Consider the following 25,591-nt stretch of genomic DNA (forward strand, 5'->3'; position numbering starts at 1 on the left):
TTCGACCGAGAAGATCGAATCGCCGATAGAGCCAAACAACACCGCTCTATCAACTCCTTCAGCGCTTCGATGAACTGAAGCACCTGACCTATCGAAACCTACTTAACTCATTGAAACTCAAGGAGTTTTCCGTTTCGACTGCGCCGGAAGTGGGGCGAATTATAGACATCCAGAATCTGCCGTCAACCGTTATTTTCATAATTCTGTCATATCAGTCAAAAAGCCCCTGTAAACGCAGAAGCCGACACCCAAGGGCGCCGGCTTCTTCATTTATCAATTACAGACTGGGGAATGCGAACTGTGAAGCCTCATGGCTTGCACGCTGCGGCCAGCGCTGGGTAATCGCCTTGCGACGGGTGTAGAAGCGCACTCCATCCGGGCCGTAGGCATGCAGGTCGCCAAACAGCGAACGCTTCCAACCGCCAAAGCTGTGATAAGCAACAGGCACTGGCAATGGAACGTTGACGCCTACCATGCCGACTTCAATCTCATCACAGAACAACCGCGCAGCCTCGCCGTCACGGGTAAAGATGCAGGTGCCGTTGCCATACTCGTGATCGTTGATCAGTTGCATCGCCTCTTCCAAGCTGTTGACCCGGACAATACACAGTACCGGCCCGAAGATTTCTTCTTTATAGATGCGCATCTCGGGTGTCACGCGATCGAACAGACAGCCGCCCAGGAAAAAACCTTCCTCATGCCCGGCCACACTCAAGCCGCGACCGTCGACAATCAGCGAGGCCCCCGCTGATACGCCGTCTTCTATATAGCCACTGACCTTGTCGCGATGCTGGCCAGTAACAAGCGGCCCCATGTCCAGCCCACACGAAGTCCCCGCACCAATCTTCAGTGCCTTGATCTGAGGCACCAACTTGGCCACCAGCGCATCCGCCACCTGATCACCGACACACACCGCCACCGAAATCGCCATGCAACGTTCGCCGCACGAACCGTACGCGGCGCCCATCAACGCGCTGACGGCGTTGTCCAGGTCAGCATCAGGCATCAGCACCGCATGGTTCTTCGCCCCACCCAATGCCTGCACACGCTTACCGCGGCGAGTACCCTCGGCATAGATGTATTCGGCAATCGGCGTCGATCCGACAAAACTCAGCGCTTTCACTTCCGGTGCCTCGATCAATGCGTCCACCGCCGTCTTGTCACCGTGGACCACGCTCAACACACCCTTGGGCAAACCGACTTCCAGCAACAACTGGGCGATCAACAATGTCGAACTCGGATCGCGCTCGGAAGGCTTGAGGATGAAGCAGTTGCCACAGACGATAGCCAGTGGATACATCCACAACGGCACCATCGCCGGGAAGTTGAACGGCGTGATACCCGCCACGACACCCAAAGGCTGGAAGTCTGACCAAGCGTCAATATTGGGTCCTACGTTGCGACTGTATTCGCCCTTCAGGATTTCCGGCGCGGCACAGGCAAACTCGACGTTTTCAATACCGCGCTTGAGCTCACCGGCGGCATCTTCCAGAGTCTTGCCATGTTCTTCGCTGATCAACTGTGCGATGCGCGACTCGTTCTGCTCCAGCAACTGCTTGAAACGAAACATGACCTGGGCGCGCTTCGCCGCCGGCGTATTGCGCCAGGCCGGAAAAGCCGCCTTCGCAGCGTCAATGGCGTGTTGAATGGTTGCCCGATCCGCCAACGGCACCTTATGGATCGCCTGTCCGGTGGAGGGGTTGAACACATCGGCGGTGCGCGCGCTGTCGTTCAACAGTTCGCCGTTGATCAAATGGGGGATGAGGCTCATGGGGGCTCCAGACAAATCGGTCACCGGACGCCCAAAGGGGCGTCCTTATATGAAGAGGAATCAGTCGACTTTGTTCAGCACTTCGCCAACCGCATCGAACAGTCGATCAAGGTCCTGCGGCTTGCTGTTGAACGTTGGCCCGAACTGCAGCGTGTCACCGCCGAATCGCACATAGAACCCAGCCTTCCACAGCGCCATGCCCGCCTCGAATGGGCGAACGATCGCGTCGCCATCGCGCGGTGCAATCTGGATCGCGCCAGCAAGACCAAAGTTGCGAATGTCGATGACGTTTTTCGAGCCCTTCAAACCATGCAAGGCGTTTTCAAAATGCGGCGCGACTTCGGCCACGCTCTGTACCAGGTTTTCTTTCTGCAACAGGTCCAGGGCCGCCAAGCCTGCCGCGCACGCCACCGGATGCGCCGAATACGTATAGCCATGGGGAAATTCCACCGCGTACTCGGGCGTCGGCTGGCTCATGAAGGTCTGATAGATTTCGGAACTGGCAATCACTGCCCCCATCGGAATCGCGCCATTCGTGACTTGCTTGGCGATACACATCAGGTCCGGCGTCACACCGAAACTGTCAGCGCCAAACATCGAACCGGTACGACCAAAACCCGTAATCACTTCGTCAAATACCAGCAGGATGTTGTGCTGATCGCAGATTTCCCGCAGGCGCTTGAGATATCCCTCTGGCGGCACCAGGACCCCGGCGGACCCTGCCATAGGTTCGACAAACACCGCGGCGATATTCGAAGCGTCGTGCAGTTCGATCAGCTTCAACAGTTCATCGGCCAAGGCGATGCCACCCTCCTTCGGCATGCCACGGGAGAACGCATTGCCAGCAAGCAGGGTGTGGGGCAAATGATCGACATCCATCATGGCCTGGCCGAACAACTTGCGGTTACCGCTGACGCCGCCCAGGCTGGTGCCGGCGATGTTCACGCCGTGATAACCGCGGGCCCGGCCGATCATCTTGGTCTTGGTGGCCTGCCCCTTGAGGCGCCAGTAAGCGCGAACCATCTTCACAGCGGTATCGGCGCATTCGGACCCTGAGTCGGTAAAGAACACATGGTTGAGGTTGCCCGGGGTCAGGCCGGTGATTTTTTCCGCCAACTGAAACGACAGCGGATGACCGTATTGGAAACCCGGCGAGTAATCGAGGGTGCCCAATTGCTTGGCGACCGCTTCCTGGATTTCTTTGCGGGTGTGCCCGGCGCCGCATGTCCACAATCCCGACAGCGAATCGTAGACCTTGCGCCCCTTGTCGTCCGTCAGCCAACTGCCTTCGGCGGCGACGATCAGCCGGGGGTCGCGTTGGAAATTGCGATTGGCCGTGTAAGGCATCCAGTGGGCATCCAGCTTGAGCTGGCTGGCCAGGGAACCGACAGCGTGTTCGGGCATGTTCATCGACAAAACCTCGCAAGACATAAGCGATATGAAATCAGAAGCGTTCTTGCGGCTAAGTTGCCACGACGATAAAGTCGGTGAAATCCAGCTTTTCTAACCTTCAGTCAGCGGATCACTAAACTATGAGCGTTCGTCGTCCCGATCCGCTGGCCCAAGTCAGCGACTTCGATATCCGCTTGCTGCGGATCTTTCGCAGCGTGGTGGAATGCGGTGGTTTTTCAGCCGCCGAAACGGTGCTTGGCATCGGCCGCTCGGCCATCAGCCAGCAGATGAACGATCTTGAACAACGCCTTGGGCTGCGCTTGTGCCAGCGTGGCCGTGCGGGTTTTTCACTGACCGAAGAAGGCCGTGAGGTCTATCAATCTGCCCTGCAACTATTAAGTGCGCTGGAAAGTTTCCGCACCGAGGTGAACGGTCTTCACCAACATCTGCGCGGTGAACTGACCATCGGCTTGACGGACAACCTGGTCACCCTGCCCCACATGCGCATCACCCACGCATTGGCCCAGTTGAAAGAACGCGGGCCGGACGTGCAGATCCAGATTCGCATGATCGCCCCCAACGAAGTCGAGCAAGGCGTGCTGGATGGTCGCCTGCATGTCGGCGTGGTTCCCCAGGCCAGTGCGCTTTCCGGGCTTGAATACCAACCGCTCTACAGTGAACGTTCACTGCTGTATTGCGCCGTAGGGCACCCGCTGTTTTATGTAGATGACCAGCAACTGGAAGACGCCCGCCTTAATAGCCAGGACGCCATCGCGCCGACGTTCCGTTTGCCGGCCGACATCCAGGCCCATTACCAGGCGCTGAACTGCACCGCCAGCGCATCCGATCGCGAAGGCATGGCGTTCCTGATCCTGACCGGCCGTTATATCGGTTATCTGCCGGACCACTATGCCAATCTCTGGGTTCAGCAAGGACGGTTGCGAGCCCTCAAGCCCTTGGCGCGCTTCTACGACCTGAGCCTGGCGTCGGTCACGCGAAAGGGACGTCGTCCGCACTTGGTGCTGGAAAGTTTTCTCGAAAGCCTGGCGGCAACACGCTGATTCTCCGCCACCGCATGGCTTTTATAGCCGTACCACTTGTCGGATCGGCGCCGGTGCGCTATGAACGCATTTGCCCGCCCCCACAGACCCAGCCCGGAAATGTCCATGACCTTTGAAGTTCCCGCCCATGGTGGCAAGCCTACCGGCCGCATTCGTCAACAGAACGAAGAGACCATCCTCAGGGCCGCCGAGGATGAGTTTGCCCGTCACGGTTTCAAGGGCACCAGCATGAATACCATCGCCTTGAAGGCCGGATTGCCCAAGGCGAACTTGCATTACTACTTCACCAACAAGCTCGGGCTCTATGTGGCGGTGCTGAGCAACATCATCGAGTTATGGGACAGCACGTTCAATTCCCTGACAGCCAACGACGATCCGGCAGAAGCATTGACCCGGTATATTCGCGCCAAAATGGAGTTCTCGCGCCGCCAACCCCAGGCGTCGCGGATCTTTGCCATGGAAGTGATCAGCGGTGGCGAGTGCCTAAGCGAGTATTTCAACCAGGACTATCGCACTTGGTTCAAGGGCCGGGCGGCTGTTTTCCAGGCCTGGATCGATGCGGGCAAAATGGACCCGGTCGATCCAGAGCACCTCATCTTCCTGCTCTGGGGCAGCACCCAGCATTATGCTGACTTCGCCACCCAGATCTGCCGCGTGACCGGTCGCAGCAGGCTGACCAAGCAAGACATGATCGACGCCGGCGACAACCTCATCCGTATCATTCTCAAAGGCTGCGGCCTGACACCGGACCTCTAGGATTACATGCCTTATACCCTCGTCGGATTTTGCGAATACCGTGAAGAGATTCGCAAAAGCCGTTTCATTACCCTCGCCGCGCCCATCACCAGCCCTGCCGAAGCCCAGGCCTTTATCGAGCAGCACAGCGACCTCGATGCCACCCACAATTGCTGGGCATGGAAACTCGGTGACCAATATCGCAGCAGCGACGATGGCGAACCGGGCGGGACTGCCGGGCGTCCGATCCTGGCAGCCATCCAGGCCCAGGCCTGCGACCAGGTCGTAGTGCTGGTCATTCGCTGGTACGGCGGAATCCAACTGGGTACCGGTGGGTTGGCCCGGGCCTACGGCGGCGGAGCAAACAAATGCCTGCAAAACGCTGAGAAAGTTGAATTGATCAGCCGCGTGTCGCTGCACTGTGTTTGCGGGTTCGCGGAGCTGGCCCTTGTAAAACTGCGCACAGCCGAATGCGCTGGCGTGGTGAATGCCGAGCGCTTCACTGCCAATGGTGTGGAACTTCAATTAGCGGTGGGCGAAGAACACATCGAAACCTTGCAGGCGCGGCTGGCCGACCTGAGTCGCGGGCAGATACGCCTGGAGCGTGAAACCCCATGATGTATGTCCTCGACTTGCCCACATGCGCTGTGCACCCGCTTGTGGATAACCTGGGCGCATCGTGCTGTAACCCTTCTGTCATGCGGCTTTCAGAGGTTTGCTCATCTTTCGTACAGGGAAATCAAGATTGTCCAAATCCACACCAAAAACAAATGGTTGCGGCGCTTTATCACCTTTAGGAGAAAGCCGCACAGGGCTTATGCCTGACGATAAAGCTTGCACACAATTACTGTGGAGCAACCTGTGGATAACCCGTTCATGGCTACGGCATCCCCAAGAGCAGCATGCCTCGCAGCCGCTTGTTCATTTTTTAACCAGGCGTTACGGGCCAGCATGGGCAAATCCGACGCGTGGCGTCGCACGTTGAAACAACGGCTCAAGAAACGCTGTCCATTAAATCCGTGACTTTTTCTTCTCAAGGAAGCACTCATGAATTCGGCAAAAAAAGCATTGATCATCGGCGCGTCCCGAGGCCTGGGCCTTGGCTTGGTGAAGACGCTTCTGAGTGATGGCTGGCAGGTAACCGCCACCGTGCGCAACCCGCAAGGTGCAGAGACCTTGAAAGCGCTGGGTCCGGTACGCGTCGAGAAGCTCGACATGGACGACCAGCAAGCCGTCATCGCCCTGAGCCAGCAGCTCAAAGGCGAAACCTTTGATCTGCTTTTCGTCAATGCAGGCGTCAAGGGCCCCGCGAACCAGAGCCCGGGCGGCGCGACGCTGGCGGAGGTCGGCCAGTTGTTTTTCACCAACGCTGTGGCCCCGATCAACCTGGCTCAGCGTTTCGTCGGGCAAATCCGCGAAGGCAGCGGCGTATTGGCCTTCATGAGTTCCGTGCTGGGCAGCGTCACCATGCCCGACGCGCCGGAACTGGCGCTGTATAAGGCAAGCAAAGCCGCGCTCAATTCGATGACCAACAGTTTTGTCAGCCAATTGGACGGGCAGTCATTGACCGTGTTGTCGCTGCATCCGGGTTGGGTGAAAACCGATATGGGCGGGGAAGATGCGCAAATCGATGTGGAGACCAGCACCCGCGGACTGATCGATCAGGTCAATGCCTTCGCCGGCAAGGGCGGGCATCACTTCGTCAATTACAGAGGCGAGACGATTCCCTGGTAAACACCGCTCCCACAGTAGAACTTAACTGGGCACTGGAAATGCGTCCGGCAACCTGAGTAAACTCCAAACCGCGCCCTCCACGGCGCCCCTGGATCAGCAGACAGGGCATCACTGAGCTGGCTAACCTGAACCCATTTTCAGAGGAGCCGGCCACCATGCCTGCGACCCGTACCTGGTTGAAAAACCCCCTCGCCATTTTTACCGCCAACGATCTCGATGCCCGTGGTGGCCTGGTGCTGCAGGACGGCGTGATCGTCGAGCTGCTGGGAGTCGGCCAGCAACCTGCCCGGCCGTGCGACAATATTTTCGATGCCCGCGAGCACGTCATCCTGCCAGGACTGATCAACACCCATCATCATTTCTACCAGACCCTGACCCGCGCCTGGGCGCCTGTGGTCAATCAGCCGCTGTTCCCATGGCTGAAGACGCTTTACCCGATATGGGCGCGACTCACTCCGGAAAAGCTCGCCCTGGCCAGCAAAGTGGCACTCACCGAGCTGTTGCTGTCGGGCTGCACGACGGCGGCTGACCACCACTACCTGTTTCCGCAAGGGCTGGAAAACGCGATCGACGTGCAAGTGCAAAGCGTCCGCGAGCTAGGCATGCGCGCGATGTTGACCCGCGGTTCGATGAGCCTTGGCGAGGCCGACGGAGGCTTGCCGCCGCAGCAGACCGTGCAGCAGGGACAAGTGATTCTCGACGACAGCCAGCGGCTGATCGCTCAATACCATGAACGCGGTGCGGGTGCGCAAATCCAGATTGCCCTGGCGCCGTGTTCACCGTTTTCGGTCACGACCGAAATCATGAGCGCCAGCGCCGAGCTCGCCGAAGAGCTCGATGTACGCCTGCACACACACCTCGCCGAAACCCTCGATGAAGAAGATTTCTGCCTGCAGCGATTCGGCCTGCGCACCGTGGACTACCTGGACAGTGTCGGTTGGCTCGGCCCTCGCACCTGGCTGGCCCACGGCATTCACTTCAACCCGGATGAGATCAGCCGCCTCGGCGCCGCCGGTACCGGCATCTGCCACTGCCCGAGTTCGAACATGCGCCTGGCCTCCGGCATTTGCCCTACGCTTGAATTGACGGCCGCCGGCGCACCGCTTGGCCTGGGCGTGGACGGCTCGGCGTCCAACGACGCTTCGAACATGATCCTTGAAACCCGCCAGGCGCTGTACATCCAACGCCTGCGCTATGGCGCCCAAGCGATCACCCCGGAACGGGTGTTGGGCTGGGCAACACGAGGGTCGGCGCAGCTGCTGGGACGCAGCGACATCGGCGAACTGGCGGTGGGCAAACAGGCCGACCTGGCGCTGTTCAAGCTCGATGAGTTGCGCTTCTCCGGCAGCCACGACCCGATCTCGGCCCTGCTGCTGTGCGGGGCGGATCGGGCGGATCGGGTGATGATCGCCGGTGAATGGCGAGTAATCGACGGACAGGTCGAGGGCCTGGATCTGAAAGGGTTGATCGCCGATCACAGCCAGGCGGCGCGGGAGTTGATCGCGGGAATCTGACGCGCCACTAATCCCGCTGTGGGAGCGAGCTTGCTCGCGATATCGGCCTGACATTCAACATTGATGTTGACTGACCCGGCGCTATCGCGAGCAAGCTCGCTCCCACAGGAACTATGAAAAATTAAAGACCCAGCAACGACAACATCACAAACGTCGAAAACAACACGAAGTGGGTCATGCCCTCGATGGCGTTGGTTTCGCCGTCGTTGAGGTTGATGGCGCTGACGATCAAGGTGATGAAGATCATCACCGTCTGCACCGGGGTCATTGCCATCTGGAATGGCTGGCCGGTGTAGAGTGCCATCGCCTCCATCACCGGCACGGTCAGGATCACGGTGGACAGCGACGCCCCCAGCGCGATATTGACCACCGACTGCATGCGATTGGCCAGGGCTGCCCGCAGCGCAGTGAGAATTTCCGGCGCGGCGGAGATGGCCGCCACCAGGATCGCCGTGACAACCGGTGGGGCGCCTGAGCCCTCCAGCCCCAAGTCGATGGCCTTGGACATGATCTCGGCGAGCGCACCGATCACGATCACACCAAACACCAGCGCACCGATGGAAAAGGCCAGGCTGATGGGTTTTGGCTCGGTTTCCACCGGCTCTTTCCTGCGGCGTTTTTCCGGGTAGCTGTAGCTGAAGAAATAACTGTGGGGCCCCACTTGCATGCGCAGGAACAGGGCATACAGCACCATCATCGCGCCGATGGTAAACGCCGAATAGGTTTTCCAGCTTTCCCGAGGAATGAACTCCGGCACCACCATCGATACCCCCATGGCGGTGAGGATCATCACACTGTAGGTCCGCGCCGAATCGTCGTTGTAAACCTGCTCGCCATGCTTGAGCCCGCCCATCAGCGCCGCGAGGCCGAGAATACCGTTGATGTCGAGCATGACCGCCGAATAAATCGTGTCGCGTACCAGGGTCGGCGACGCCTCGTTGCTCATCATGATCGCCAGGATCACCACCTCCACCAGCACCGCCGACAAAGTCAGGATCATGGTGCCGTAGGGATCGCCCACTTTTTCCGCGAGCAATTCCGCGTGATGGGCAACACGCATGGAGGCTGCGACGATAAAACCAATCAGCACCAAGCCGCCAACCAACGCAACGAGCTGCCCGCTGCCCAGCAGCCAATGCTCGAGCGGGTAAGCGGCGAACGCGGCGAGCAGGGCCAGCAAAAGCAGTTTTTCTTGCTTGATCAACGAGAGCATCGTGAGCCTATAACCATGGACGGGTCATGAGCTACTAGACTGTGACGGACCGGGAACGTTTCGTCCGAATGTGGCGTATCCGTTGCTCGAAGATTATTGCCGGGACGAGGTCGTAGTGGATCAGCCGGTCAGGTTTTACTCAGACATCGGCGCCCGCCCCTGTAGAATGCCGCCATCGATTCGCTGATGAGAAAAGAACATGTACGACTGGCTGAACGCCTTGCCCAAGGCCGAACTGCATCTGCACCTGGAAGGTTCGCTGGAGCCCGAACTGCTGTTCGCCCTGGCTGAACGCAACAAGATCGCCCTGCCGTGGAATGACGTGGACACCCTGCGCCAAGCCTACGCCTTCAACAATCTGCAAGAATTTCTCGACCTCTATTACCAAGGCGCCGATGTGCTGCGCACTTCCCAGGATTTTTATGACCTGACCTGGGCTTACCTGCTGCGCTGCAAGGCGCAGAACGTGATCCACACCGAACCGTTCTTCGATCCGCAGACGCACACCGATCGCGGGATTCCATTCGAAGTGGTGCTCAACGGCATCGCCGCCGCGCTCAAGGACGGTGAGCAGCAACTGGGTATTACCAGCGGCCTGATCCTGAGTTTCCTGCGTCACCTTAGCGAGGAACAAGCCGAAAAAACTCTCGACCAGGCACTGCCGTTCCGCGACGCATTCGTCGCCGTCGGCCTGGACAGTTCCGAAATGGGCCATCCACCGAGCAAATTCCAGCGGGTATTCGACCGCGCTCGCAACGAAGGCTTCCTGACCGTCGCCCACGCGGGTGAGGAAGGCCCGCCCGAGTACATCTGGGAAGCCCTCGACCTGCTGAAGATCCAGCGCATCGATCATGGTGTGCGCGCCATCGAAGATGAGCGGTTGATGCAACGAATCATTGACGAGCAGATTCCGCTGACGGTGTGCCCGCTGTCCAACACCAAGCTGTGCGTATTCGACGACATGTCTCAGCACAACATCCTCGACATGCTCGAGCGCGGTGTGAAGGTCACGGTGAACTCCGATGATCCTGCCTATTTCGGCGGCTACGTCACCGAGAACTTCCACGCATTGCACACACATCTGGGCATGACCCAGGACCAGGCCAAGCGGCTTGCGCAAAACAGCCTGGATGCGCGGCTGGTAAAACCTTAAGCCCGGTGATGCCCCCATGTGGGAGCGAGCCTGCTCGCGAAGGCGATTGATCAGTCAGCATTAATGTTGAATGTCGGACCGCTATCGCGAGCAAGCTCGCTCCCACAAGGGATGTGTTTAGTCAGCGACGCTCGCTTCGCTTAGCTCCTCCAGCGTCTTGCCTCGCGTCTCCATTCCAAACAGCCAGACCACGCCCGCCGCCACGGCAAAGCACAAGGCACCCAGGGCGAACACGCCACCCTGGCCGGTGATGGGAAAAACCAGCCCGGTGACCAGGGGGCCCAGCAGCGAACCGATGCGACCGACCGCCGAGGCAAAGCCTGATCCCGTGGCCCGCGCCGAGGTGGGGTACAACTCAGGCGTATAGGTGTAGAGCACTGCCCACATGCCGAACAGGAAGAACTGCATCAGCAGTCCGGTGCCGACCAGCAGGCCAACGTTGCCGCCAAATACCGCGCTCTGGCCATACAGGAACGCCATGCCCCCACCACCGAGCAGAGTGATGACGCATACCGGCTTGCGCCCCCAGCGCTCCACCAGCCAGGCCGCCATCAGGAAACCGGGAATCCCGCCCAGGGAAATCAGCACGGTGTAATAGACCGACTGCGTCACCGCGAACCCGGATTGCTGCAGCAACGCACTGAGCCAGGACGTCAAGCCATAGAACCCAAGCAACGCAAAGAACCAGACGCTCCAGATCATCATCGTGCGTTGGCGATATAGAGGAGACCAGATCTGCACCAGGGCGGAAAAAAAATTGCCCGGTTGGGTCGCCAGTTTCGGCAGACGGATTGGCTCGGGCAGTTCCTGACGTCCCAGCGAGGCCCGGACCTTCTCTTCGATCCGTTGAAGCACGGCATCCGCTTCATCGCCTCGCCCGGCCTGTTCAAGCCAACGCGGTGACTCCGGGATGAAAAAGCGAATCACCAGGACAAAAACGGCCGGCACCGCCAGCACCAGGAAGATGTCACGCCAGCCGACCACCGGCAGCAAGAAGTACGACAGCACACCGGCAGCCACGAAACCCAAGGGCCAGAAGCCGTCCATCAACGCAATGTAGCGCCCGCGACGCTTTGCCGGGATCAGCTCCGAAAGCATGGATTGGGCAATCGGAAACTCCATGCCCATGCCGATGCCCAGCAGTATGCGAAACAGTATCAGTGCTTCGATGTCCTGAGCGGTGGAGCACAGATAACTGGCAAGCCCCCACAACACGATGCTCCACTGGAACACCGGCTTGCGGCCGAAACGATCGGCCAGCATGCCTGACAGCGACGCCCCCAGCACCATGCCGAAGAAGCTGGAACTGGCCAGCAACCCGGCCTGGGCGGTGCTCAGGCCAAACTCGGTTTTGATCGAGCCCAGCAGGAACGTCATCATGGCCAAGTCCATGGAGTCAAAGAAAAACGCCAGGGCAATGATGATGAAAATGACCCGGTGATAGCCGCTGATGGGCAGCCGTTCCAGGCGCTCAGCCGCGCTGTAGACGTGAGTGTCCATTTACCTTCCCCCAATCCGATAGATCCCCGGACCGAGTGTGCGCGAACCGCGCCGGCGACGATTGCTGATTACGACCTGTCTTAGCGCTAGAGCGCCATTTCCAAGTCTTCCTGCCTGGCGAAACGATGAATTTCCTGCTGACCTAGAGCCGTCACCTGCAACGCCCTGGAATCATTAGGCAAGCTCAGCCAGCCCGATTGCATGAAAAGTTGCAGCAATCCGGCCCCCAAGGCGCCCCCCAGGTGTGGGCGACGCTCACTCCAGTCGGGGCAGGCGCACGCGGTGCGAGCGTTGCGATGGGCCAGTGCCTGGATGAACAAGCCGCGCCCGGCGAACTCGTTAGAGCCCTTGTGGGTAACGATCACTCGCTGCTCGCATTGCTCGAGCCAACCGGAATCCAACAGTCGCTGATACAGATCCGCCGCCAACATGCCGCCCAGATGATCATCGCAAAGCCTTGCCCGCATTAGCGAGACGGGGGCCGTCGGCGCTTTGGTCGGCATGAGACCGCGTTTGAGAACCTCTGGAACCTGGCGCGGTGTACTTGCCAGGGTTGCGCTCGCCAAGGCCTCGACAGCGGCACCGATCTCGGGGGCTGCCAGGCGAAAAAACCGTTTGCGGCCCCGGGTCTCGACCTTCAACAGCCCACCGGAGCACAACCGCCCGAGATGGGCGTTGGCCGAGGATGGCGATAATCCGGCCAGCAATGCCAACTCATCAGCCTGTCGGGCCGTACCGTCCATTAATGCCCACATCATTGCGCTGCGCTTGGGGTCAGCCAGCAGCGTGGCGATCTGGCTGATGCAAGGTGCATGTTCCATGTATTCACTCCCTGTTGAATCATTCGTCTATCGCTCTGGAGGCATATTGGCCCCGGACCTCAGGTACCGCCCGGACGAACGGCATGCCGGCTTGTGCCGCAGCCATGTATCAGCGGAGTCGGCAGGACCCAGCACCGTTGAAACCGCGCCGATACGTGCGGCCGCTAGTATAAGCGTGTGGCTCACGGTTTCCTGTCCTCCGGAAACCTTTGGAGGCGATAGTTCCTGAGGGAAAAATCTCTATTTGCCAGCGACTATTGCCCGGTAACGTCCCTTGAGCGAAAACAGCGCCTTTGATTATCAAAAAATCATTGAAAGAGCCTGTTGTTACAGGCGCTTTCATCCAGGCCATCAATAGCTAAACATGGGCGCCATCGAATTCATTCACGGAGCCACCTCATGAAAGCCATCGCGTATTACCAATCGTTGTCCATCACCGATCCAACATCGCTGCAGGACATCGACCTGCCCGCCCCCATCGCCGGCCCTCGGGATCTGCTCGTGGAAGTCAAAGCCATTTCCGTCAACCCTGTCGACACCAAGGTCCGCCAGAACGTGCAGCCCGAAGGGGGAGCCGCCAAGGTGCTGGGCTGGGACGTGGCCGGCGTAGTCAAGGCAGTGGGCAGCGAAGTCACTTTGTTCAAGGCCGGTGACAAGGTGTTCTACGCAGGCTCGATTGCCCGGGCAGGCGGCAATAGCGAATTGCATGTGGTGGATGAACGCATCGTTGGCCACATGCCGAAGACCCTCGGTTTCGCCGAAGCGGCCGCGCTGCCGCTGACCGCCATCACCGCTTGGGAATTGCTCTTCGATCGCCTGCAAATAAAGGAAGGCCAGAGCAACCAGGAGCAAAGCCTGCTGATCGTCGGCGCCGCCGGTGGCGTGGGTTCGATCCTGACGCAACTGGCCAGCCAGCTCACCGGCTTGAAAGTGATTGGCACCGCCTCCCGGCCGCAGACGCAGGAATGGGTGCGCGGCCTGGGTGCCGATCTAGTGATCGACCACAGCCAGCCACTGAGCGAAGCACTCAACAAAGCGGGCCAGCCCCAAGTGACCCACGTGGCCAGCCTGACCCAGACCGACCAGCATCTGGATCAACTGGTCGAGGCCCTGGCACCGCAAGGCAAACTGGCGCTGATCGATGATCCAAAGTCGCTGGACGTGACCAAGCTCAAGCGCAAGAGCCTGTCGTTGCATTGGGAGTTCATGTACACCCGTTCCCTGTTCGAGACGGCTGACATGCTTGAGCAGCATAAACTGCTCAATCGCGTAGCCGAGCTGATCGACGCAGGCACGCTGAAGACAACGGTTGGCGAGCACTTCGGCACCATCAATGCCGCCAACCTGCGCCGGGCTCACGCCTTGCTTGAAAGTGGAAAGGCCAAGGGCAAGATCGTGCTCGAAGGGTTCTGATCAACCTGGCTTGTCGATCGTGGCGAGGGATTTGCTCCCTCGTCACAAAAAAGCTGCACCGTCAGTCCGACAATTGACCGTTGTCACAATTGCGCTTGCATTCCGGTCTACACTCGAGGCCTTTGCAACGCAGTCTTTTACGTGAGGAGGTCAGCAATGAAGATCCTGATAAAAGAAGTGGCAAAATCGCAATGGCAAGTGCGCCTTGACCAGCACGTCGTGACTTTTCGCACCGAGGCCGAAGCCCAGGCTTTCGCCACCACCCTGCAAGCGCGTATTCACGCACCGCATCATTTCCCCGAATATCAGCAGCGCGCGGCTGGATGAATCATTCCTGCCGACCCGCCTGAGCAAGCGCCCGGGCGTTTTGCAAACGGCGGGTCAGCATCGCGGCGCTCACCACCAATAACCCACACAGGCTGATGACGATTGCCATCGGCACGGCCGTGCCGTCATGCAATGCCGCCACCAGCGCAGCGGCCCCTGCGGCGACGGAAAACTGCAGGCATCCCAACATGGCCGAAGCACTCCCCGCCCGGGCGCCCTGCCCGTTCATGGCGCAGGCCGAGGCATTGGGAATGATGCAACCCAGGCTGGCGATGCAGATGAACAACGGAATCAACAACGGCCATAAGCGCTCCGGCTGCAAGGCGCTGACGGCCAACAGACTGAGCCCGGCAAGCCAATACACCCATACCGCACGCGCCAGCAGGAATGCCGGGCCGCGCTTGGACAACAGCCGGGCATTGACCTGAGCCACGAGTATGAAACCCGCCGCGTTCGTGCCGAACAGCCAGCCGAAATGCTCAGCGGGGACGCCGTAGAGCTTGATGAAGACGAACGGTGAACCCGCGATGTAGGCGAACATCCCGGCGATCGCGATGCCTCCCGTCAGGGCATGACCGAGGAAGACCGAGTCTGTCAGAAGACGACCGTATTGGCGCAACGCGCCGGATAACGGTTGGCGGGGCACATGATCCGGCAGGCTTTCCGGCAGCCACAAGGCAACCGCGGTGGCTGCCAGTGCGCTGAATAACGTCAGGCCCACGAATATCGATTGCCACCCGTACAGGTTCACAAGCAAGCCGCCCAGCATCGGTGCAAGGATTGGCGCCAGCCCCATCACCAGCATCAACTGCGAGAACACCTTGGCCGAACCCACCGCGTCGCATTTGTCGCTGACCACTGCCCGCGAGATCACCATCCCGGCACAACCGCCCAGGGCCTGGACGAAGCGGGCGCCGATCAGCCATTCGAGGCTCGGCGCATAGGCGCAGGCCAAGGACGCCACGGTAAACAAGCCGACCCCCGTCAGCAGCGGGATGCGCCGCCCAAAGCGATCCGCCACCGGCCCATAGGCCAACTGTCCGAGGGACAGCCCTAGAAAATACGCCGCCAAGGTCAATTGGATATGTTTTTCGTCGGTGCCAAAGGCCGTGGCCATCGCCGGGAAGGCGGGCAAATAGAAATCGATCGCCAAGGGACCGAAAGCGCTCAAGGCGCCAAGAATCAGAATGGTACGAAGGTTCATCAGGCGTCCAGTTCAAGCGTCAGTCGGCAGCCCAACAGTCTAGCCGGGCCGCGCACGCTTGAACATTCCGATAGGTCGCTAACGATTAAAAAACTTCAGGCAGGACTGACTTCGTACCCCTCCTCCTTGATTGCCGCGATCAGGGTATCGGTCGGCAACGCACTTTCGACCTTGACGGTCTTGCTGCCGAGATCAATCTCAACCTCGGCTTGCGAATCCTTGGCGTGGAGCGCTTGGGTGATGGCCTTGACGCAATGTCCGCAAGACATGCCCTGAACGTTGAAGATTTGCATGAAATGACTCCTTGGGATTGGGTTGCCCGCAGTTTCAAGCTTGCCATCATGGCAAGGTCAAGTTTTGCCATAAACTGCCGGGCTGGCAATCGGCGCCGCGCTCGGCCAAGCTGCACTTATCAAAGATTTCACACCGGAGGTTCAGCCATGCGCTGGTCAGCGTTCAGCCTGTTTTGCATGCTCGGTTTTTCAGCAGTAGTCCCCCAGGCATCGGCGGCCGGCGAAGACTACGGCGTGCTGATCATTTCCCGCGAGCGCCTGGAAGTGGCGACATCCTGCGAAATCGGCATTTATATCCAGGACCAACTCACCGCCCGGCTGTTTCAAGAGGACAGCACGTCCTTCAATCTGCCGCCGGGCCGGTTCTCCTTGCGGCTGAAGTTGCTACCCGGCCAGGCGCCAGGTTGCAATCCAGGCATGCTCGCCCCCGGGTCGCAGGAGATTACGCTCAAGGCCGGCGACGTTCTGAAATACCGCATCGCGATGAATGACCAAGGCATGTACCTCAAGCAGGCTGGGCTCGGTTACTGAGCTTCTGGTTGCCCCCTGTGGGAGCGAGCTTGCTCGCGATAGCGATAGATCAGCCGACAGATCTGTTGACGGGTACACCGCTATCGCGAGCAAGCTCGCTCCCACATGATTGTTTCTGATTTCTCGATGGCGCTTGACCTTGCCAGCATGGCAAGGTTGAACCTGTAGTCATCCACTACAGGGAGCCTGACCCATGTCCGAATCCACTACCTTCGATCTGCCAATCTCCGGCATGACCTGCGCCAGCTGCGCCGGACGGGTCGAGCGAGCGTTGAGCAAAGTCACCGGTGCCAGCGCCGTCAGCGTGAACCTGGCGACCGAACAGGCACGAATCCAGGCCCCGGCGGACAGCCTGCCGGCGCTGATGCGAGCCGTTGAACAGGCCGGCTACAGCGTCCCTGTCCAAACCATGGAGCTGAGCATTGAAGGCATGACCTGCGCGTCCTGTGTCGGTCGTATCGAACGGGCGCTGGGTAAAATCGCCGGAGTGAACCGAGTCAGCGTCAACCTCGCCAACGAGCGGGCGCACCTCGAACTGCTCGGACACGTTGATCCACAAACACTCATCGATGCGGTCAAGCGCGCCGGCTACGACGCCGGTGTGTGGCAGGCCGAGACGCCTGAAAAAAACCAAACCGATCACCTGCACCGCGAGCGGCTGGCCTTGCTGATGGCGATCCTGCTGTCCATCCCGCTGGTCCTGCCGATGCTGTTGCAGCCGTTCGGCGTCCACTGGATGCTCCCAGCCTGGGTGCAATTCGCGTTGGCGACGCCGGTGCAGTTCATTTTCGGGGCGCGTTTTTACGTCGCGGCTTTCAAGGCAGTTCGCGCCGGAGCCGGGAACATGGACCTGCTGGTCGCCCTGGGAACCAGCGCCGGCTATGGCTTGAGCCTCTACGAATGGGCGATTGCCCAGCCCGGCAGCATGCCGCACTTGTATTTCGAAGCCTCGGCCGTGGTGATCGCCCTGGTATTGCTTGGCAAATATCTGGAAAGCCGCGCCAAACGACAAACCGCCAGCGCCATTCGCGCCCTCGAAGCCTTGCGGCCGGAGCGTGCAATCCAAGTGATTGACGGCGAAGAACGGGACGTCGCCATCAGCGCCCTGCGCTTGGATGACCTGGTGTTGGTCAAGCCCGGCGAACGTTTCCCGGTGGACGGAGAGGTGATCGAAGGCCAGAGCCATGCCGACGAGGCGCTGATCAGCGGCGAAAGCCTGCCCGTGCCCAAGCAGCCCGGCGATAAAGTCACCGGCGGCGCGATCAACGGTGAAGGCCGCTTACTGGTGCGCACCCAGGCCCTGGGCGCCGAGACGGTCCTGGCGCGCATTATCCGCCTGGTGGAAGACGCCCAGGCAGCCAAGGCGCCCATCCAGAAGCTGGTGGATAAAGTCAGCCAGGTATTCGTGCCGGTCGTATTGATCCTGGCCCTCGCCACGTTGATTGGCTGGTGGCTGTACGGGGCACCGCTGGAAACCGCGTTGATCAATGCGGTCGCCGTGCTGGTGATCGCCTGCCCATGCGCCCTGGGCCTGGCGACGCCGACGGCGATCATGGCCGGTACCGGCGTGGCCGCCCGCCATGGAATTCTGATCAAGGATGCCGAGGCGTTGGAGCGCGCTCATGAAGTCAGCACGGTGGTCTTCGACAAGACCGGGACCCTGACGTCCGGAACGCCGCGCATCGCTCATCTGGCCGCCCTCGATGGAAACGAAGAAACCCTGCTGAGCTTGGCCGGTGCCTTGCAACGCGGCAGCGAGCATCCCTTGGCCAAAGCGGTGCTGGACGCCTGCACGGAGCATGGCTTGACCGTACCGGCCATCAGCGATAGTCAGTCCCTGACAGGGCGCGGCATTTCCGGCAGCCTCGACGGACGCCGCCTGGCCTTGGGTAATCAACGTCTGCTGGAGGAGCTGGGCCTGACGCCCGGTTCGCTGGAACAATCGGCGCAAGCCTGGGAAGCCGAAGGCCGAACCCTGTCCTGGTTGATCGAACAAGGCGCCACTCCTCGGGTCCTGGGGCTGTTCGCCTTTGGCGATACCCTGAAGCCCGGCGCCAGCGCCGCCGTGCAGGCGTTGAATCAACGCCATATCGCCAGCCACTTGCTCACCGGGGACAACCGTGGGAGTGCCCAGGTGGTCGCTCAAGCGCTGGGGATCGCCAATGTCCACGCGCAAGTGTTGCCGGCTGATAAATCCGCCATTGTCCAAGCATTGAAAAAGAACGCCGTGGTGGCCATGGTCGGCGACGGCATCAATGACGCCCCAGCGCTGGCCGCCGCTGATATCGGCATTGCCATGGGCGGCGGCACGGACGTGGCGATGCACGCCGCCGGCATCACGCTGATGCGCGGTGATCCTCGGCTGGTGCCGGCGGCATTGGATATCAGTCGCAAGACCTACGCAAAGATCCGCCAGAATCTTTTCTGGGCCTTCGTCTACAACCTGATCGGCATCCCGCTGGCAGCCTTCGGCTGGCTCAATCCGGTACTGGCCGGCGCAGCGATGGCGCTGTCCAGCGTCAGCGTGGTGAGCAATGCATTATTGTTGAAGTTCTGGACACCCAAGCACTTGGAGGACAAGCGATGAACATCGGCCAAGCGGCCCGCCAGAGCGGCCTTAGCGCGAAGATGATCCGGTATTACGAATCCATCGGCCTGCTCAGGGCGGCGCATCGCACCGACAGCGGCTACCGCATCTACAGCGGCGATGACTTGCATACGCTGGCGTTCATCAAGCGCTCCCGGGACCTGGGCTTTTCATTGGAGGAAGTCGGTAAGTTGCTGGCGCTCTGGCAAGACCGCGAACGCGCCAGCGCCGACGTCAAGGCGCTCGCTCGACAACATATCGACGAGTTGAACCAGAAAATCCGCGAACTGGCGGAACTGCGCGACACCCTTCAGGAGCTGGTGGAACATTGCCAGGGCGATCATCGTCCCGACTGCCCGATTCTCAAGGAGTTGGCGTCGGGATGCTGTAATTAAAGTTCATCATTGCGGCCGTGTGGGAGCGAGCTTGCTCGCGATGACGGCAGCCCCTTCGACATCGATGCAAGCTGATCCACCGCTATCGCGAGCAAGCTCGCTCCCACAGGGTTGAGCTTCCCCACAGGCTGGGGCTGGCCATTAAAAAACCCGGCCTGGGCCGGGTTTCTGGTCAACCGATCACTGCATCCAAGGCGGAGGCGGTTCCTCGGTCTTGCCTGGCGGCGCATCATCGGCAGCGCGTACAGCTTGGCGTCGTTCCTCGTCCAGGCGCGCGGCCTCGATCTCGCGCATGATCCCGCCAACATCCGCCAACTCTTCCGGCTCGTCGAACTCTCCGGTCAACACACTGCCCGGATGCAAGGTGCCGGCTTCATACAACGCCCACATCTCCTTGGCGTAGCGGGTGCGTTTCAGCTCCGGCGCAAACCGACCGAAGTAGGACGCCATGTTGCCAACGTCCCGCTCCAGCATGCTGAAGGCGTGGTTGTTGCCCGCAGCATCCACCGCTTGCGGCAAATCGATGATGACCGGGCCTGTCGGCGTGAGCAGGACGTTGAACTCCGACAGGTCGCCATGCACCAGACCGGTACACAGCATCAAGACGATCTGGGAAATCAGATAGGCGTGGTACTCACGAGCCTGATCCGGCTCCAGCACCACATCGTTCAGGCGCGGCGCGGCATCGCCATATTCGTCGGCCACCAGCTCCATCAGCAGCACGCCTTCCAGGAAGTCGTAAGGCTTGGGTACTCGAACGCCAGCGCCAGCCAACCGAAACAGCGCAGCGACTTCAGCGTTCTGCCAGGCATCTTCGGTTTCCTTGCGCCCGAACTTCGAGCCTTTCGCCATCGCGCGGGCCTGGCGGCTGTTACGGACCTTGCGACCTTCCTGGTATTCGGCCGCCTGGCGAAAACTTCGCTTGTTCGCCTCCTTGTAGACCTTGGCGCAACGCAGCTCGTTGCCGCAGCGCACCACATAAACAGCTGCTTCTTTACCACTCATGAGAGGGCGCAGCACCTCGTCGACCAGACCGTCCTCGATCAGGGGTTCAATGCGTTTTGGAGTCTTCATCAGCTTTTATTCTGGGTCCTTTATTACCAAACACGCGAATGACAGGTCGTTATACGGCAATCCACTCTTTACGGGGAGGGGTTCCGACCTATGAACCCTGAATGCACACAATGTGCCGGATCAGCTCAGCCGAGCCAAATCATAACCGAGACTGGATATGACGCCGTTCAGAGCGCCGGCGGGCTTCGGCGAAGCGAGCAAACCACCGGTCAGTGCTTGAACAACTCGCCCGGGGTAAAACCGAACAGGCCCTTGAATGCCGCAATAAAGGCTGACGTCGAATCATAGCCACAGGACAACGCCGCGCTGGTCACGCTATCGCCCTTTTCCAGTGAGCCCAGGGAAGACAGCAGCCGCATGCGCTGGCGCCAGGCGCGAAAACTCAGGCCGGTTTCCCGCTGGAACAATCGCATCACGGTTTTCTCCGACGTGCCCAAGCGGGCAGCCCAGGCGTGTAGCGTCACGTTGGCTTCGGGCTGTGCGATCAACTCGCTGCACAGCTCCAGCAGGCGCGCGTGTCGGGGCAGTGGCAGGGAAAAACCCACTTCCGGCAGCGCTGCCAGTTGATCCAGCAGCACCTGGACCAGGCGCGCCTCCTCAGTATCGCCCTGTGGATAGGTGGCGGGAAATTGGCAGAAGACCTTGATCAGCTCCCGCGCCAGCGGGGTGACTTCCAAGACCCGACAGCGCACCTCGGCCCACTGGCAAGCCTGGCGATGTACATAAAGACTGCGCATTTCCGCGCGGGTAGACGTCACGACCTGGTGCTCAAGATCGGCCGGGATCCAGATGCCCCGTTGCGGCGGCGCAAAGAAACTACCCTCGGCGGTGTGCACGCCCAGCACACCGCTGATGGCGTAGGAAAATTGCACCCAATCGTGACGATGAGCCTGGGTCCACGAACCCGCGTTCAGGCTTTCAACCCGGGCATAGAGTGGCCGGGGCAGTTCCGACAGGTCGGGAATGCGTCGCTCAAGCTGCAGGTGTCCGTTAGTCGGCATTGATTGGCCTTATATCGCAAGACGACTGTGTTGAGCGACGTTAGGCTAAGTCGACTTCTCTTACAACTTGCGGTGCCCTATGCACATCTTCAGACACCTCAAACGCATGGTGACCGACTGGTTCCTGTGCGGCATGTTGCTCGCCACGCTGCTGGCGTATTTCTTCCCCCGCTTTGGCGCCTCGGGTGGCGCGATGCATGCGGAATGGGTCGTGAACATCGGTATCTTCGTGGTGTTTTTCCTCCATGGGGTCAACCTGTCCGGCGAACAGATCCGCCACGGTCTGAGGAACACGCGGCTGCACCTGATGGTGCAAGGTTTTACCTTCGCAGTGTTTCCGTTGATCTGGCTGATCAGCGAATGGACGTTGGGCAGCCACGTGCCGTCGCTGTTGATGCTGGGGTTCTTTTATCTGTGCGCCCTGCCTTCGACCATCTCTTCATCGGTGGCCCTGACCGGCAGCGCGGGAGGCAACGTGCCGGCGGCGATTCTCAACGCCAGCCTGTCCAGTGTGCTGGGGATTTTCCTGACACCGCTGCTGGTCAGTTTCGTGGTGGGCAGCGGTGCCGGCGGCATCGACCTGGGCTCGACACTGCTCGACCTGTGCCTGATGCTGTTGCTGCCGCTGGTGCTCGGGCAGTTCCTGCGGCGTTGGTTAGCCGGCTTTTTCGCCCGATACAAGCGCTACACCAGCGTCATCGACAAACTGGTCATCCTGCTGCTGGTCTACGCGGCGTTCTGCAATTCCATGGTTTCGGGGATCTGGCAGCAACAAGGCAATGGCGTGCTGTTCAGCGCCGTGCTCGGCAGCGCGGTTTTGCTGGCGATCATTCTCTGGATGACCACCCGCACCGCGCGTGCGTTGCGGTTCAGCAATGCCGATGAAATTGCCGCGGTGTTCTGCGCAAGCAAGAAATCCCTGGCCGCCGGGGTGCCGATGGCGGCGTTGATTTTTGGCAACAACCCCGGCCTTGGGCTGATCCTGTTGCCGATCATGATCTATCACCCACTGCAACTGATCGTCTGTTCGATCCTTGCCGAGCGGTACGTCAGCCGTCAGCGCGCCCAGGTCGCTCGACAAAACGAGGCCATCGTCAGCGCTCGATAATCACCGTGACGCCTTGGCCGGCGGCGGCGCAGATGGATATGAGCCCCCGGCCCTTCCCCGCCGCGTCCAGCAATTTCGCCAGGTTGGCGACGATGCGCCCGCCGGTGGCGGCAAATGGATGTCCGGCGGCCAGCGAACTGCCTTTCACATTCAACCGGCTGCGGTCGATGGCGCCCAGCGGCGCATCAAGACCCAGTCGGGTCTTGCAGTAGTCGGGGTCCTCCCAAGCCTTCAACGTGCACAGCACTTGGGCGGCGAATGCTTCGTGGATTTCGTAGTAATCAAAATCCTGCAACGTCAGGCCATTGCGTGCCAGCAACCGCGGCACGGCATAGACCGGCGCCATCAGCAGGCCTTCGGCGCCGTTGACGAAATCCACCGCAGCGGTTTCACCGTCACGCAAGTAAGCCAGGATCGGCAGCCCGCGAGCCTTGGCCCATTCTTCACTGCCCAACAGCACCAGCGAGGCGCCGTCGGTCAGCGGCGTCGAGTTACCCGCCGTCATCGTCCCCTTGGCGCTTTTCTCGAAGGCTGGCTTGAGGGAGGCGAGTTTTTCCAGGGTCAGGTCCGGACGCAGGTTGTTATCGCGGGTCAGGCCGAGAAACGGCGTCATCAAGTCGTTATGCCAACCTTCGGCGTAGGAAGCGGCCATTTTCTGATGACTTTCCAAGGCCAACTGATCCTGTTCTTCCCTGGGAATCTGCCAGGTCTGCGCCATCAATTCGCAGTGTTGGCCCATGTTCAGGCCGGTGCGCGGTTCGTTGATGCGTGGCAGGTCGGGGATCAGGTGCCGAGGGCGTAACTGGAGGAAGGTCTTGATCTTGTCGGCGGTGTTCCTGGCCCGATTGGCTTGCAGCAGGATCTTGCGCAGCCCTTCATTGACCGCGATAGGCGCGTCGGAAGTGGTGTCGACGCCGCCGGCGATGGCGCTGTCGATCTGGCCCAGGGCGATTTTATTGGCCACGAGCAGTACGGTTTCCAGACCCGTGCCGCAAGCCTGTTGTACGTCATACGCAGGTGTGCTCGGCGACAGGCGCGAGCCCAGCACGCATTCGCGCGTCAGGTTCATGTCCCGGGAAAACTTAAGCACCGCACCGGCGGCCATTTCGCCGATGTGCACACCGTGCAGGTTGTAGCGCTCGATCAAACCTTCAAGCGCGGCCGTCAGCATCGCCTGGTTGCTGGCGGTGGCATAGGGCCCGTTGGAACGGGCGAAAGGAATGCGGTTACCACCAATGATCGCAACGCGGCGTAGCTGTGCCATGAAGAACTCCCCTGTATGCGCGAAAGGTGCGAATTAAGCCTGCTGTAACATGCCCAGCCACAAGCTTAGGCTTTAAACCCGGCGATCGAACGACTGATTGCCAAACATGGTCCACACTTGGAACCTCATCAGCCGGAGTGTGTTCCATGTCAGACCGTTACATAGACTTCGCCAATTCGCCCATTGGCCTGCGTCTGGTTGGCGCTCTGGGCTTGCCATCACCGGTGCGCCTGGAGCGCTGGCAAGCCGGGCGGTTGCGACCGATCGAGGGCGCCCTGTTGCTGGGCGGCGGTCCCCTGACCGAACAGGTCGGCACGTTCGCCAAGCGCCTGACCGATGCGATCTTCATCTACGGGGGCGAACCAACACTGGCGACCGAGTGGATTCCCGGCCACGGCCCGAAAATCAAGGCAGTGGTGTACGACGCCAGCCATCTGGTGCAGGTTGATCAGCTCAAACAGTTGCGCGAATTTTTCCAGCCATTGATGAAAAATCTCGACCACAGCGCCCATGTCGTCATCCTCGGCCGCGCCCCGGAAAACTTCGATGATCCGTTTGCCGCCAGCGCCCAGCGCGCCCTGGAAGGCTTCAGCCGCTCCCTGGCCAAGGAACTTCGCTACGGTGGCACGCTGCAGTTGCTGTACGTAGGCGAAGGTGCCGAAGCGCAGTTGGAGGGAGCGCTGCGGTTTTTCCTGTCGCCCAAGAGCGCCTACGTTTCCGGACAGGTGATTCGCCTCAAGGCCTGTGGGACACAGGTCCAGGATTGGACCCGACCGTTGACTGGGCTGAAAGCGCTGGTCACCGGCGCCGCACGCGGCATCGGCGCCTCGATTGCCGAAACCCTCGCCCGCGACGGCGCCGATGTGATCCTGCTGGACGTGCCACAGGCCAAGGCCGACCTCGACGCCTTGGCCGCACGCTTGAGCGGGCGCAGCGTAACGCTGGACATCTGCGCTGAGGGCGCCGCTGCGCAATTGATCGAACACCTGCCCGACGGTGTCGATATCGTGGTGCATAACGCGGGCATCACGCGCGACAAGACCCTGGCGAACATGACCCCGGAATTCTGGGACGCCGTGCTGGCGGTCAACCTCAATGCACCACAAGTCCTGACCAAGGCGCTGCTCGACAGCGGCACCCTTCGGGACAATGGCCGGGTCGTCTTGCTGGCCTCCATCAGCGGCATCGCCGGCAATCGCGGCCAGACCAACTATGCCGCGAGCAAGGCTGGGCTGATCGGCCTCGCGCAGGCCTGGGCACCCATGCTTCAATCGCGGGGAATCAGCATCAATGCCGTGGCGCCAGGGTTCATTGAAACGCGCATGACCGCCGACATCCCCTTCGCTCTGCGTGAAGCCGGACGGCGCATGAGTTCCCTGGGCCAGGGCGGCTTGCCCCAGGATGTCGCCGAAGCGGTGGCCTGGCTCGCGCAACCGGGTACGGGCGCCGTGACCGGACAGGCGCTGCGGGTCTGCGGGCAAAGCCTGTTGGGGGCGTGAG

Annotated in this window: 23 protein-coding genes; 13 read left to right on the forward strand and 10 right to left on the reverse strand. The window is 60.4% G+C overall.

Going from position 1 to position 25,591, the window contains the following annotated elements:
• Nucleotides 1-277: 277 nt before the first annotated feature.
• Nucleotides 278-1,771 carry a CoA-acylating methylmalonate-semialdehyde dehydrogenase gene (locus tag FHK92_RS06025; protein WP_181287272.1) on the reverse strand — a complete coding sequence of 498 codons (1,494 nt, stop codon included), beginning with the start codon at nucleotides 1,769-1,771 and terminating at the stop codon, nucleotides 278-280.
• Between the two features lie 60 nt (nucleotides 1,772-1,831).
• Complete coding sequence (locus FHK92_RS06030) at nucleotides 1,832-3,181, reverse strand: aspartate aminotransferase family protein (protein ID WP_181287273.1); 1,350 nt, start codon at nucleotides 3,179-3,181, stop codon at nucleotides 1,832-1,834.
• 122 nt (nucleotides 3,182-3,303) lie between these two features.
• Between FHK92_RS06030 and FHK92_RS06035 the strand changes: the two genes are divergently transcribed.
• The 5 genes from FHK92_RS06035 (at nucleotide 3,304) to FHK92_RS06055 (ending at nucleotide 8,207) form a co-directional block, all read left to right on the forward strand.
• Nucleotides 3,304-4,224 carry a LysR family transcriptional regulator gene (locus tag FHK92_RS06035; protein ID WP_181287274.1) on the forward strand — a complete coding sequence of 307 codons (921 nt, stop codon included), beginning with the start codon at nucleotides 3,304-3,306 and terminating at the stop codon, nucleotides 4,222-4,224.
• 105 nt (nucleotides 4,225-4,329) lie between these two features.
• The gene (locus FHK92_RS06040; RefSeq protein WP_181287275.1) at nucleotides 4,330-4,980 is read left to right on the forward strand and encodes a TetR/AcrR family transcriptional regulator; all 651 of its coding nucleotides are present in this window, start codon (nucleotides 4,330-4,332) and stop codon (nucleotides 4,978-4,980) included.
• Nucleotides 4,981-4,986: 6 nt separating this feature from the next.
• The gene (locus tag FHK92_RS06045; RefSeq protein WP_181287276.1) at nucleotides 4,987-5,577 is read left to right on the forward strand and encodes an IMPACT family protein; all 591 of its coding nucleotides are present in this window, start codon (nucleotides 4,987-4,989) and stop codon (nucleotides 5,575-5,577) included.
• 429 nt (nucleotides 5,578-6,006) lie between these two features.
• On the forward strand, nucleotides 6,007-6,693 hold the full coding sequence (locus tag FHK92_RS06050) for an SDR family oxidoreductase (protein WP_181287277.1): 687 nt from the start codon (nucleotides 6,007-6,009) through the stop codon (nucleotides 6,691-6,693).
• Between the two features lie 155 nt (nucleotides 6,694-6,848).
• The gene (locus FHK92_RS06055; RefSeq protein WP_181287278.1) at nucleotides 6,849-8,207 is read left to right on the forward strand and encodes an 8-oxoguanine deaminase; all 1,359 of its coding nucleotides are present in this window, start codon (nucleotides 6,849-6,851) and stop codon (nucleotides 8,205-8,207) included.
• Between the two features lie 121 nt (nucleotides 8,208-8,328).
• On the opposite strand, the gene FHK92_RS06060 is transcribed toward FHK92_RS06055, so the two are convergent.
• Nucleotides 8,329-9,420: a calcium:proton antiporter gene (locus tag FHK92_RS06060; RefSeq protein ID WP_181287279.1), complete on the reverse strand. Its 1,092-nt coding sequence runs from the start codon at nucleotides 9,418-9,420 to the stop codon at nucleotides 8,329-8,331.
• 199 nt (nucleotides 9,421-9,619) lie between these two features.
• Here FHK92_RS06060 and FHK92_RS06065 point away from each other — a divergent pair, with 199 nt between their 5' ends.
• Nucleotides 9,620-10,573, forward strand: coding sequence for an adenosine deaminase (locus tag FHK92_RS06065; RefSeq protein WP_030138058.1), 954 nt, complete (start codon nucleotides 9,620-9,622; stop codon nucleotides 10,571-10,573).
• Nucleotides 10,574-10,690: 117 nt separating this feature from the next.
• On the opposite strand, the gene FHK92_RS06070 is transcribed toward FHK92_RS06065, so the two are convergent.
• Both FHK92_RS06070 and FHK92_RS06075 read right to left on the reverse strand, forming a co-directional pair.
• Complete coding sequence (locus FHK92_RS06070; protein ID WP_181287280.1) at nucleotides 10,691-12,073, reverse strand: MFS transporter; 1,383 nt, start codon at nucleotides 12,071-12,073, stop codon at nucleotides 10,691-10,693.
• Between the two features lie 86 nt (nucleotides 12,074-12,159).
• Complete coding sequence (locus FHK92_RS06075) at nucleotides 12,160-12,894, reverse strand: ArsR/SmtB family transcription factor (protein WP_181287281.1); 735 nt, start codon at nucleotides 12,892-12,894, stop codon at nucleotides 12,160-12,162.
• Between the two features lie 399 nt (nucleotides 12,895-13,293).
• Here FHK92_RS06075 and FHK92_RS06080 point away from each other — a divergent pair, with 399 nt between their 5' ends.
• Both FHK92_RS06080 and FHK92_RS06085 read left to right on the forward strand, forming a co-directional pair.
• Nucleotides 13,294-14,307, forward strand: a complete 1,014-nt coding sequence (locus tag FHK92_RS06080; RefSeq protein ID WP_181287282.1) for a zinc-binding alcohol dehydrogenase family protein — start codon at nucleotides 13,294-13,296, stop codon at nucleotides 14,305-14,307.
• A 156-nt stretch (nucleotides 14,308-14,463) separates the two neighbouring features.
• A complete protein-coding gene (locus tag FHK92_RS06085) occupies nucleotides 14,464-14,634 on the forward strand; it encodes a hypothetical protein (protein WP_181287283.1) in 171 nt (56 codons plus the stop codon).
• 1 nt (nucleotide 14,635) lies between these two features.
• Here the strand turns inward: FHK92_RS06085 and FHK92_RS06090 are convergent, their stop codons facing one another.
• Nucleotides 14,636-15,838 (reverse strand): multidrug effflux MFS transporter, encoded by a 1,203-nt coding sequence (locus tag FHK92_RS06090; RefSeq protein WP_181287284.1) that lies wholly within the window; start codon nucleotides 15,836-15,838, stop codon nucleotides 14,636-14,638.
• Between the two features lie 95 nt (nucleotides 15,839-15,933).
• A complete protein-coding gene (locus FHK92_RS06095) occupies nucleotides 15,934-16,131 on the reverse strand; it encodes a heavy-metal-associated domain-containing protein (RefSeq protein WP_181287285.1) in 198 nt (65 codons plus the stop codon).
• A 147-nt stretch (nucleotides 16,132-16,278) separates the two neighbouring features.
• Between FHK92_RS06095 and FHK92_RS06100 the strand changes: the two genes are divergently transcribed.
• From FHK92_RS06100 to cueR, 3 genes are all read left to right on the forward strand, one after another.
• On the forward strand, nucleotides 16,279-16,662 hold the full coding sequence (locus tag FHK92_RS06100; protein ID WP_181287286.1) for a hypothetical protein: 384 nt from the start codon (nucleotides 16,279-16,281) through the stop codon (nucleotides 16,660-16,662).
• A gap of 193 nt (nucleotides 16,663-16,855) precedes the next feature.
• The gene (locus FHK92_RS06105; protein WP_181287287.1) at nucleotides 16,856-19,249 is read left to right on the forward strand and encodes a heavy metal translocating P-type ATPase; all 2,394 of its coding nucleotides are present in this window, start codon (nucleotides 16,856-16,858) and stop codon (nucleotides 19,247-19,249) included.
• Nucleotides 19,246-19,644 (forward strand): Cu(I)-responsive transcriptional regulator, encoded by a 399-nt coding sequence (gene cueR / locus FHK92_RS06110; protein ID WP_181287288.1) that lies wholly within the window; start codon nucleotides 19,246-19,248, stop codon nucleotides 19,642-19,644. Before FHK92_RS06105 ends, cueR begins: the two co-directional genes overlap by 4 nt.
• A 180-nt stretch (nucleotides 19,645-19,824) precedes the next feature.
• Here cueR and FHK92_RS06115 read toward each other — a convergent pair whose 3' ends face one another.
• Nucleotides 19,825-20,718 carry a PA4780 family RIO1-like protein kinase gene (locus FHK92_RS06115; protein WP_181287289.1) on the reverse strand — a complete coding sequence of 298 codons (894 nt, stop codon included), beginning with the start codon at nucleotides 20,716-20,718 and terminating at the stop codon, nucleotides 19,825-19,827.
• A 209-nt stretch (nucleotides 20,719-20,927) separates the two neighbouring features.
• Nucleotides 20,928-21,719 carry an AraC family transcriptional regulator gene (locus tag FHK92_RS06120; protein WP_181287290.1) on the reverse strand — a complete coding sequence of 264 codons (792 nt, stop codon included), beginning with the start codon at nucleotides 21,717-21,719 and terminating at the stop codon, nucleotides 20,928-20,930.
• A gap of 79 nt (nucleotides 21,720-21,798) precedes the next feature.
• Here FHK92_RS06120 and FHK92_RS06125 point away from each other — a divergent pair, with 79 nt between their 5' ends.
• Nucleotides 21,799-22,827, forward strand: a complete 1,029-nt coding sequence (locus FHK92_RS06125; RefSeq protein WP_181287291.1) for a bile acid:sodium symporter family protein — start codon at nucleotides 21,799-21,801, stop codon at nucleotides 22,825-22,827.
• Here the strand turns inward: FHK92_RS06125 and FHK92_RS06130 are convergent.
• Nucleotides 22,814-24,091, reverse strand: coding sequence for an acetyl-CoA C-acetyltransferase (locus FHK92_RS06130; protein ID WP_181287292.1), 1,278 nt, complete (start codon nucleotides 24,089-24,091; stop codon nucleotides 22,814-22,816). The two genes, FHK92_RS06125 and FHK92_RS06130, sit on opposite strands and share 14 nt — an antisense overlap.
• Before the next feature lie 146 nt (nucleotides 24,092-24,237).
• Here FHK92_RS06130 and FHK92_RS06135 point away from each other — a divergent pair, with 146 nt between their 5' ends.
• The gene (locus FHK92_RS06135; protein WP_181287293.1) at nucleotides 24,238-25,590 is read left to right on the forward strand and encodes a 3-oxoacyl-ACP reductase; all 1,353 of its coding nucleotides are present in this window, start codon (nucleotides 24,238-24,240) and stop codon (nucleotides 25,588-25,590) included.
• Nucleotide 25,591 lies beyond the last annotated feature (1 nt).

The sequence above is a fragment of the Pseudomonas brassicacearum subsp. neoaurantiaca genome (assembly GCF_013608025.1).
In the GTDB taxonomy this organism is placed as follows: domain Bacteria; phylum Pseudomonadota; class Gammaproteobacteria; order Pseudomonadales; family Pseudomonadaceae; genus Aquipseudomonas.

What these genes read in the sequence shown, in the direction of transcription:
- FHK92_RS06025 (WP_181287272.1), bottom strand. Translation starts at nt 1,771, where the DNA reads ATGAGCCTCATCCCCCATTTGATCAACGGCGAACTGTTGAACGACAGC.
- FHK92_RS06030 (WP_181287273.1), bottom strand. Translation starts at nt 3,181, where the DNA reads ATGAACATGCCCGAACACGCTGTCGGTTCCCTGGCCAGCCAGCTCAAG.
- FHK92_RS06035 (WP_181287274.1), top strand. Translation starts at nt 3,304, where the DNA reads ATGAGCGTTCGTCGTCCCGATCCGCTGGCCCAAGTCAGCGACTTCGAT.
- FHK92_RS06040 (WP_181287275.1), top strand. Translation starts at nt 4,330, where the DNA reads ATGACCTTTGAAGTTCCCGCCCATGGTGGCAAGCCTACCGGCCGCATT.
- FHK92_RS06045 (WP_181287276.1), top strand. Translation starts at nt 4,987, where the DNA reads ATGCCTTATACCCTCGTCGGATTTTGCGAATACCGTGAAGAGATTCGC.
- FHK92_RS06050 (WP_181287277.1), top strand. Translation starts at nt 6,007, where the DNA reads ATGAATTCGGCAAAAAAAGCATTGATCATCGGCGCGTCCCGAGGCCTG.
- FHK92_RS06055 (WP_181287278.1), top strand. Translation starts at nt 6,849, where the DNA reads ATGCCTGCGACCCGTACCTGGTTGAAAAACCCCCTCGCCATTTTTACC.
- FHK92_RS06060 (WP_181287279.1), bottom strand. Translation starts at nt 9,420, where the DNA reads ATGCTCTCGTTGATCAAGCAAGAAAAACTGCTTTTGCTGGCCCTGCTC.
- FHK92_RS06065 (WP_030138058.1), top strand. Translation starts at nt 9,620, where the DNA reads ATGTACGACTGGCTGAACGCCTTGCCCAAGGCCGAACTGCATCTGCAC.
- FHK92_RS06070 (WP_181287280.1), bottom strand. Translation starts at nt 12,073, where the DNA reads ATGGACACTCACGTCTACAGCGCGGCTGAGCGCCTGGAACGGCTGCCC.
- FHK92_RS06075 (WP_181287281.1), bottom strand. Translation starts at nt 12,894, where the DNA reads ATGGAACATGCACCTTGCATCAGCCAGATCGCCACGCTGCTGGCTGAC.
- FHK92_RS06080 (WP_181287282.1), top strand. Translation starts at nt 13,294, where the DNA reads ATGAAAGCCATCGCGTATTACCAATCGTTGTCCATCACCGATCCAACA.
- FHK92_RS06085 (WP_181287283.1), top strand. Translation starts at nt 14,464, where the DNA reads ATGAAGATCCTGATAAAAGAAGTGGCAAAATCGCAATGGCAAGTGCGC.
- FHK92_RS06090 (WP_181287284.1), bottom strand. Translation starts at nt 15,838, where the DNA reads ATGAACCTTCGTACCATTCTGATTCTTGGCGCCTTGAGCGCTTTCGGT.
- FHK92_RS06095 (WP_181287285.1), bottom strand. Translation starts at nt 16,131, where the DNA reads ATGCAAATCTTCAACGTTCAGGGCATGTCTTGCGGACATTGCGTCAAG.
- FHK92_RS06100 (WP_181287286.1), top strand. Translation starts at nt 16,279, where the DNA reads ATGCGCTGGTCAGCGTTCAGCCTGTTTTGCATGCTCGGTTTTTCAGCA.
- FHK92_RS06105 (WP_181287287.1), top strand. Translation starts at nt 16,856, where the DNA reads ATGTCCGAATCCACTACCTTCGATCTGCCAATCTCCGGCATGACCTGC.
- cueR (WP_181287288.1), top strand. Translation starts at nt 19,246, where the DNA reads ATGAACATCGGCCAAGCGGCCCGCCAGAGCGGCCTTAGCGCGAAGATG.
- FHK92_RS06115 (WP_181287289.1), bottom strand. Translation starts at nt 20,718, where the DNA reads ATGAAGACTCCAAAACGCATTGAACCCCTGATCGAGGACGGTCTGGTC.
- FHK92_RS06120 (WP_181287290.1), bottom strand. Translation starts at nt 21,719, where the DNA reads ATGCCGACTAACGGACACCTGCAGCTTGAGCGACGCATTCCCGACCTG.
- FHK92_RS06125 (WP_181287291.1), top strand. Translation starts at nt 21,799, where the DNA reads ATGCACATCTTCAGACACCTCAAACGCATGGTGACCGACTGGTTCCTG.
- FHK92_RS06130 (WP_181287292.1), bottom strand. Translation starts at nt 24,091, where the DNA reads ATGGCACAGCTACGCCGCGTTGCGATCATTGGTGGTAACCGCATTCCT.
- FHK92_RS06135 (WP_181287293.1), top strand. Translation starts at nt 24,238, where the DNA reads ATGTCAGACCGTTACATAGACTTCGCCAATTCGCCCATTGGCCTGCGT.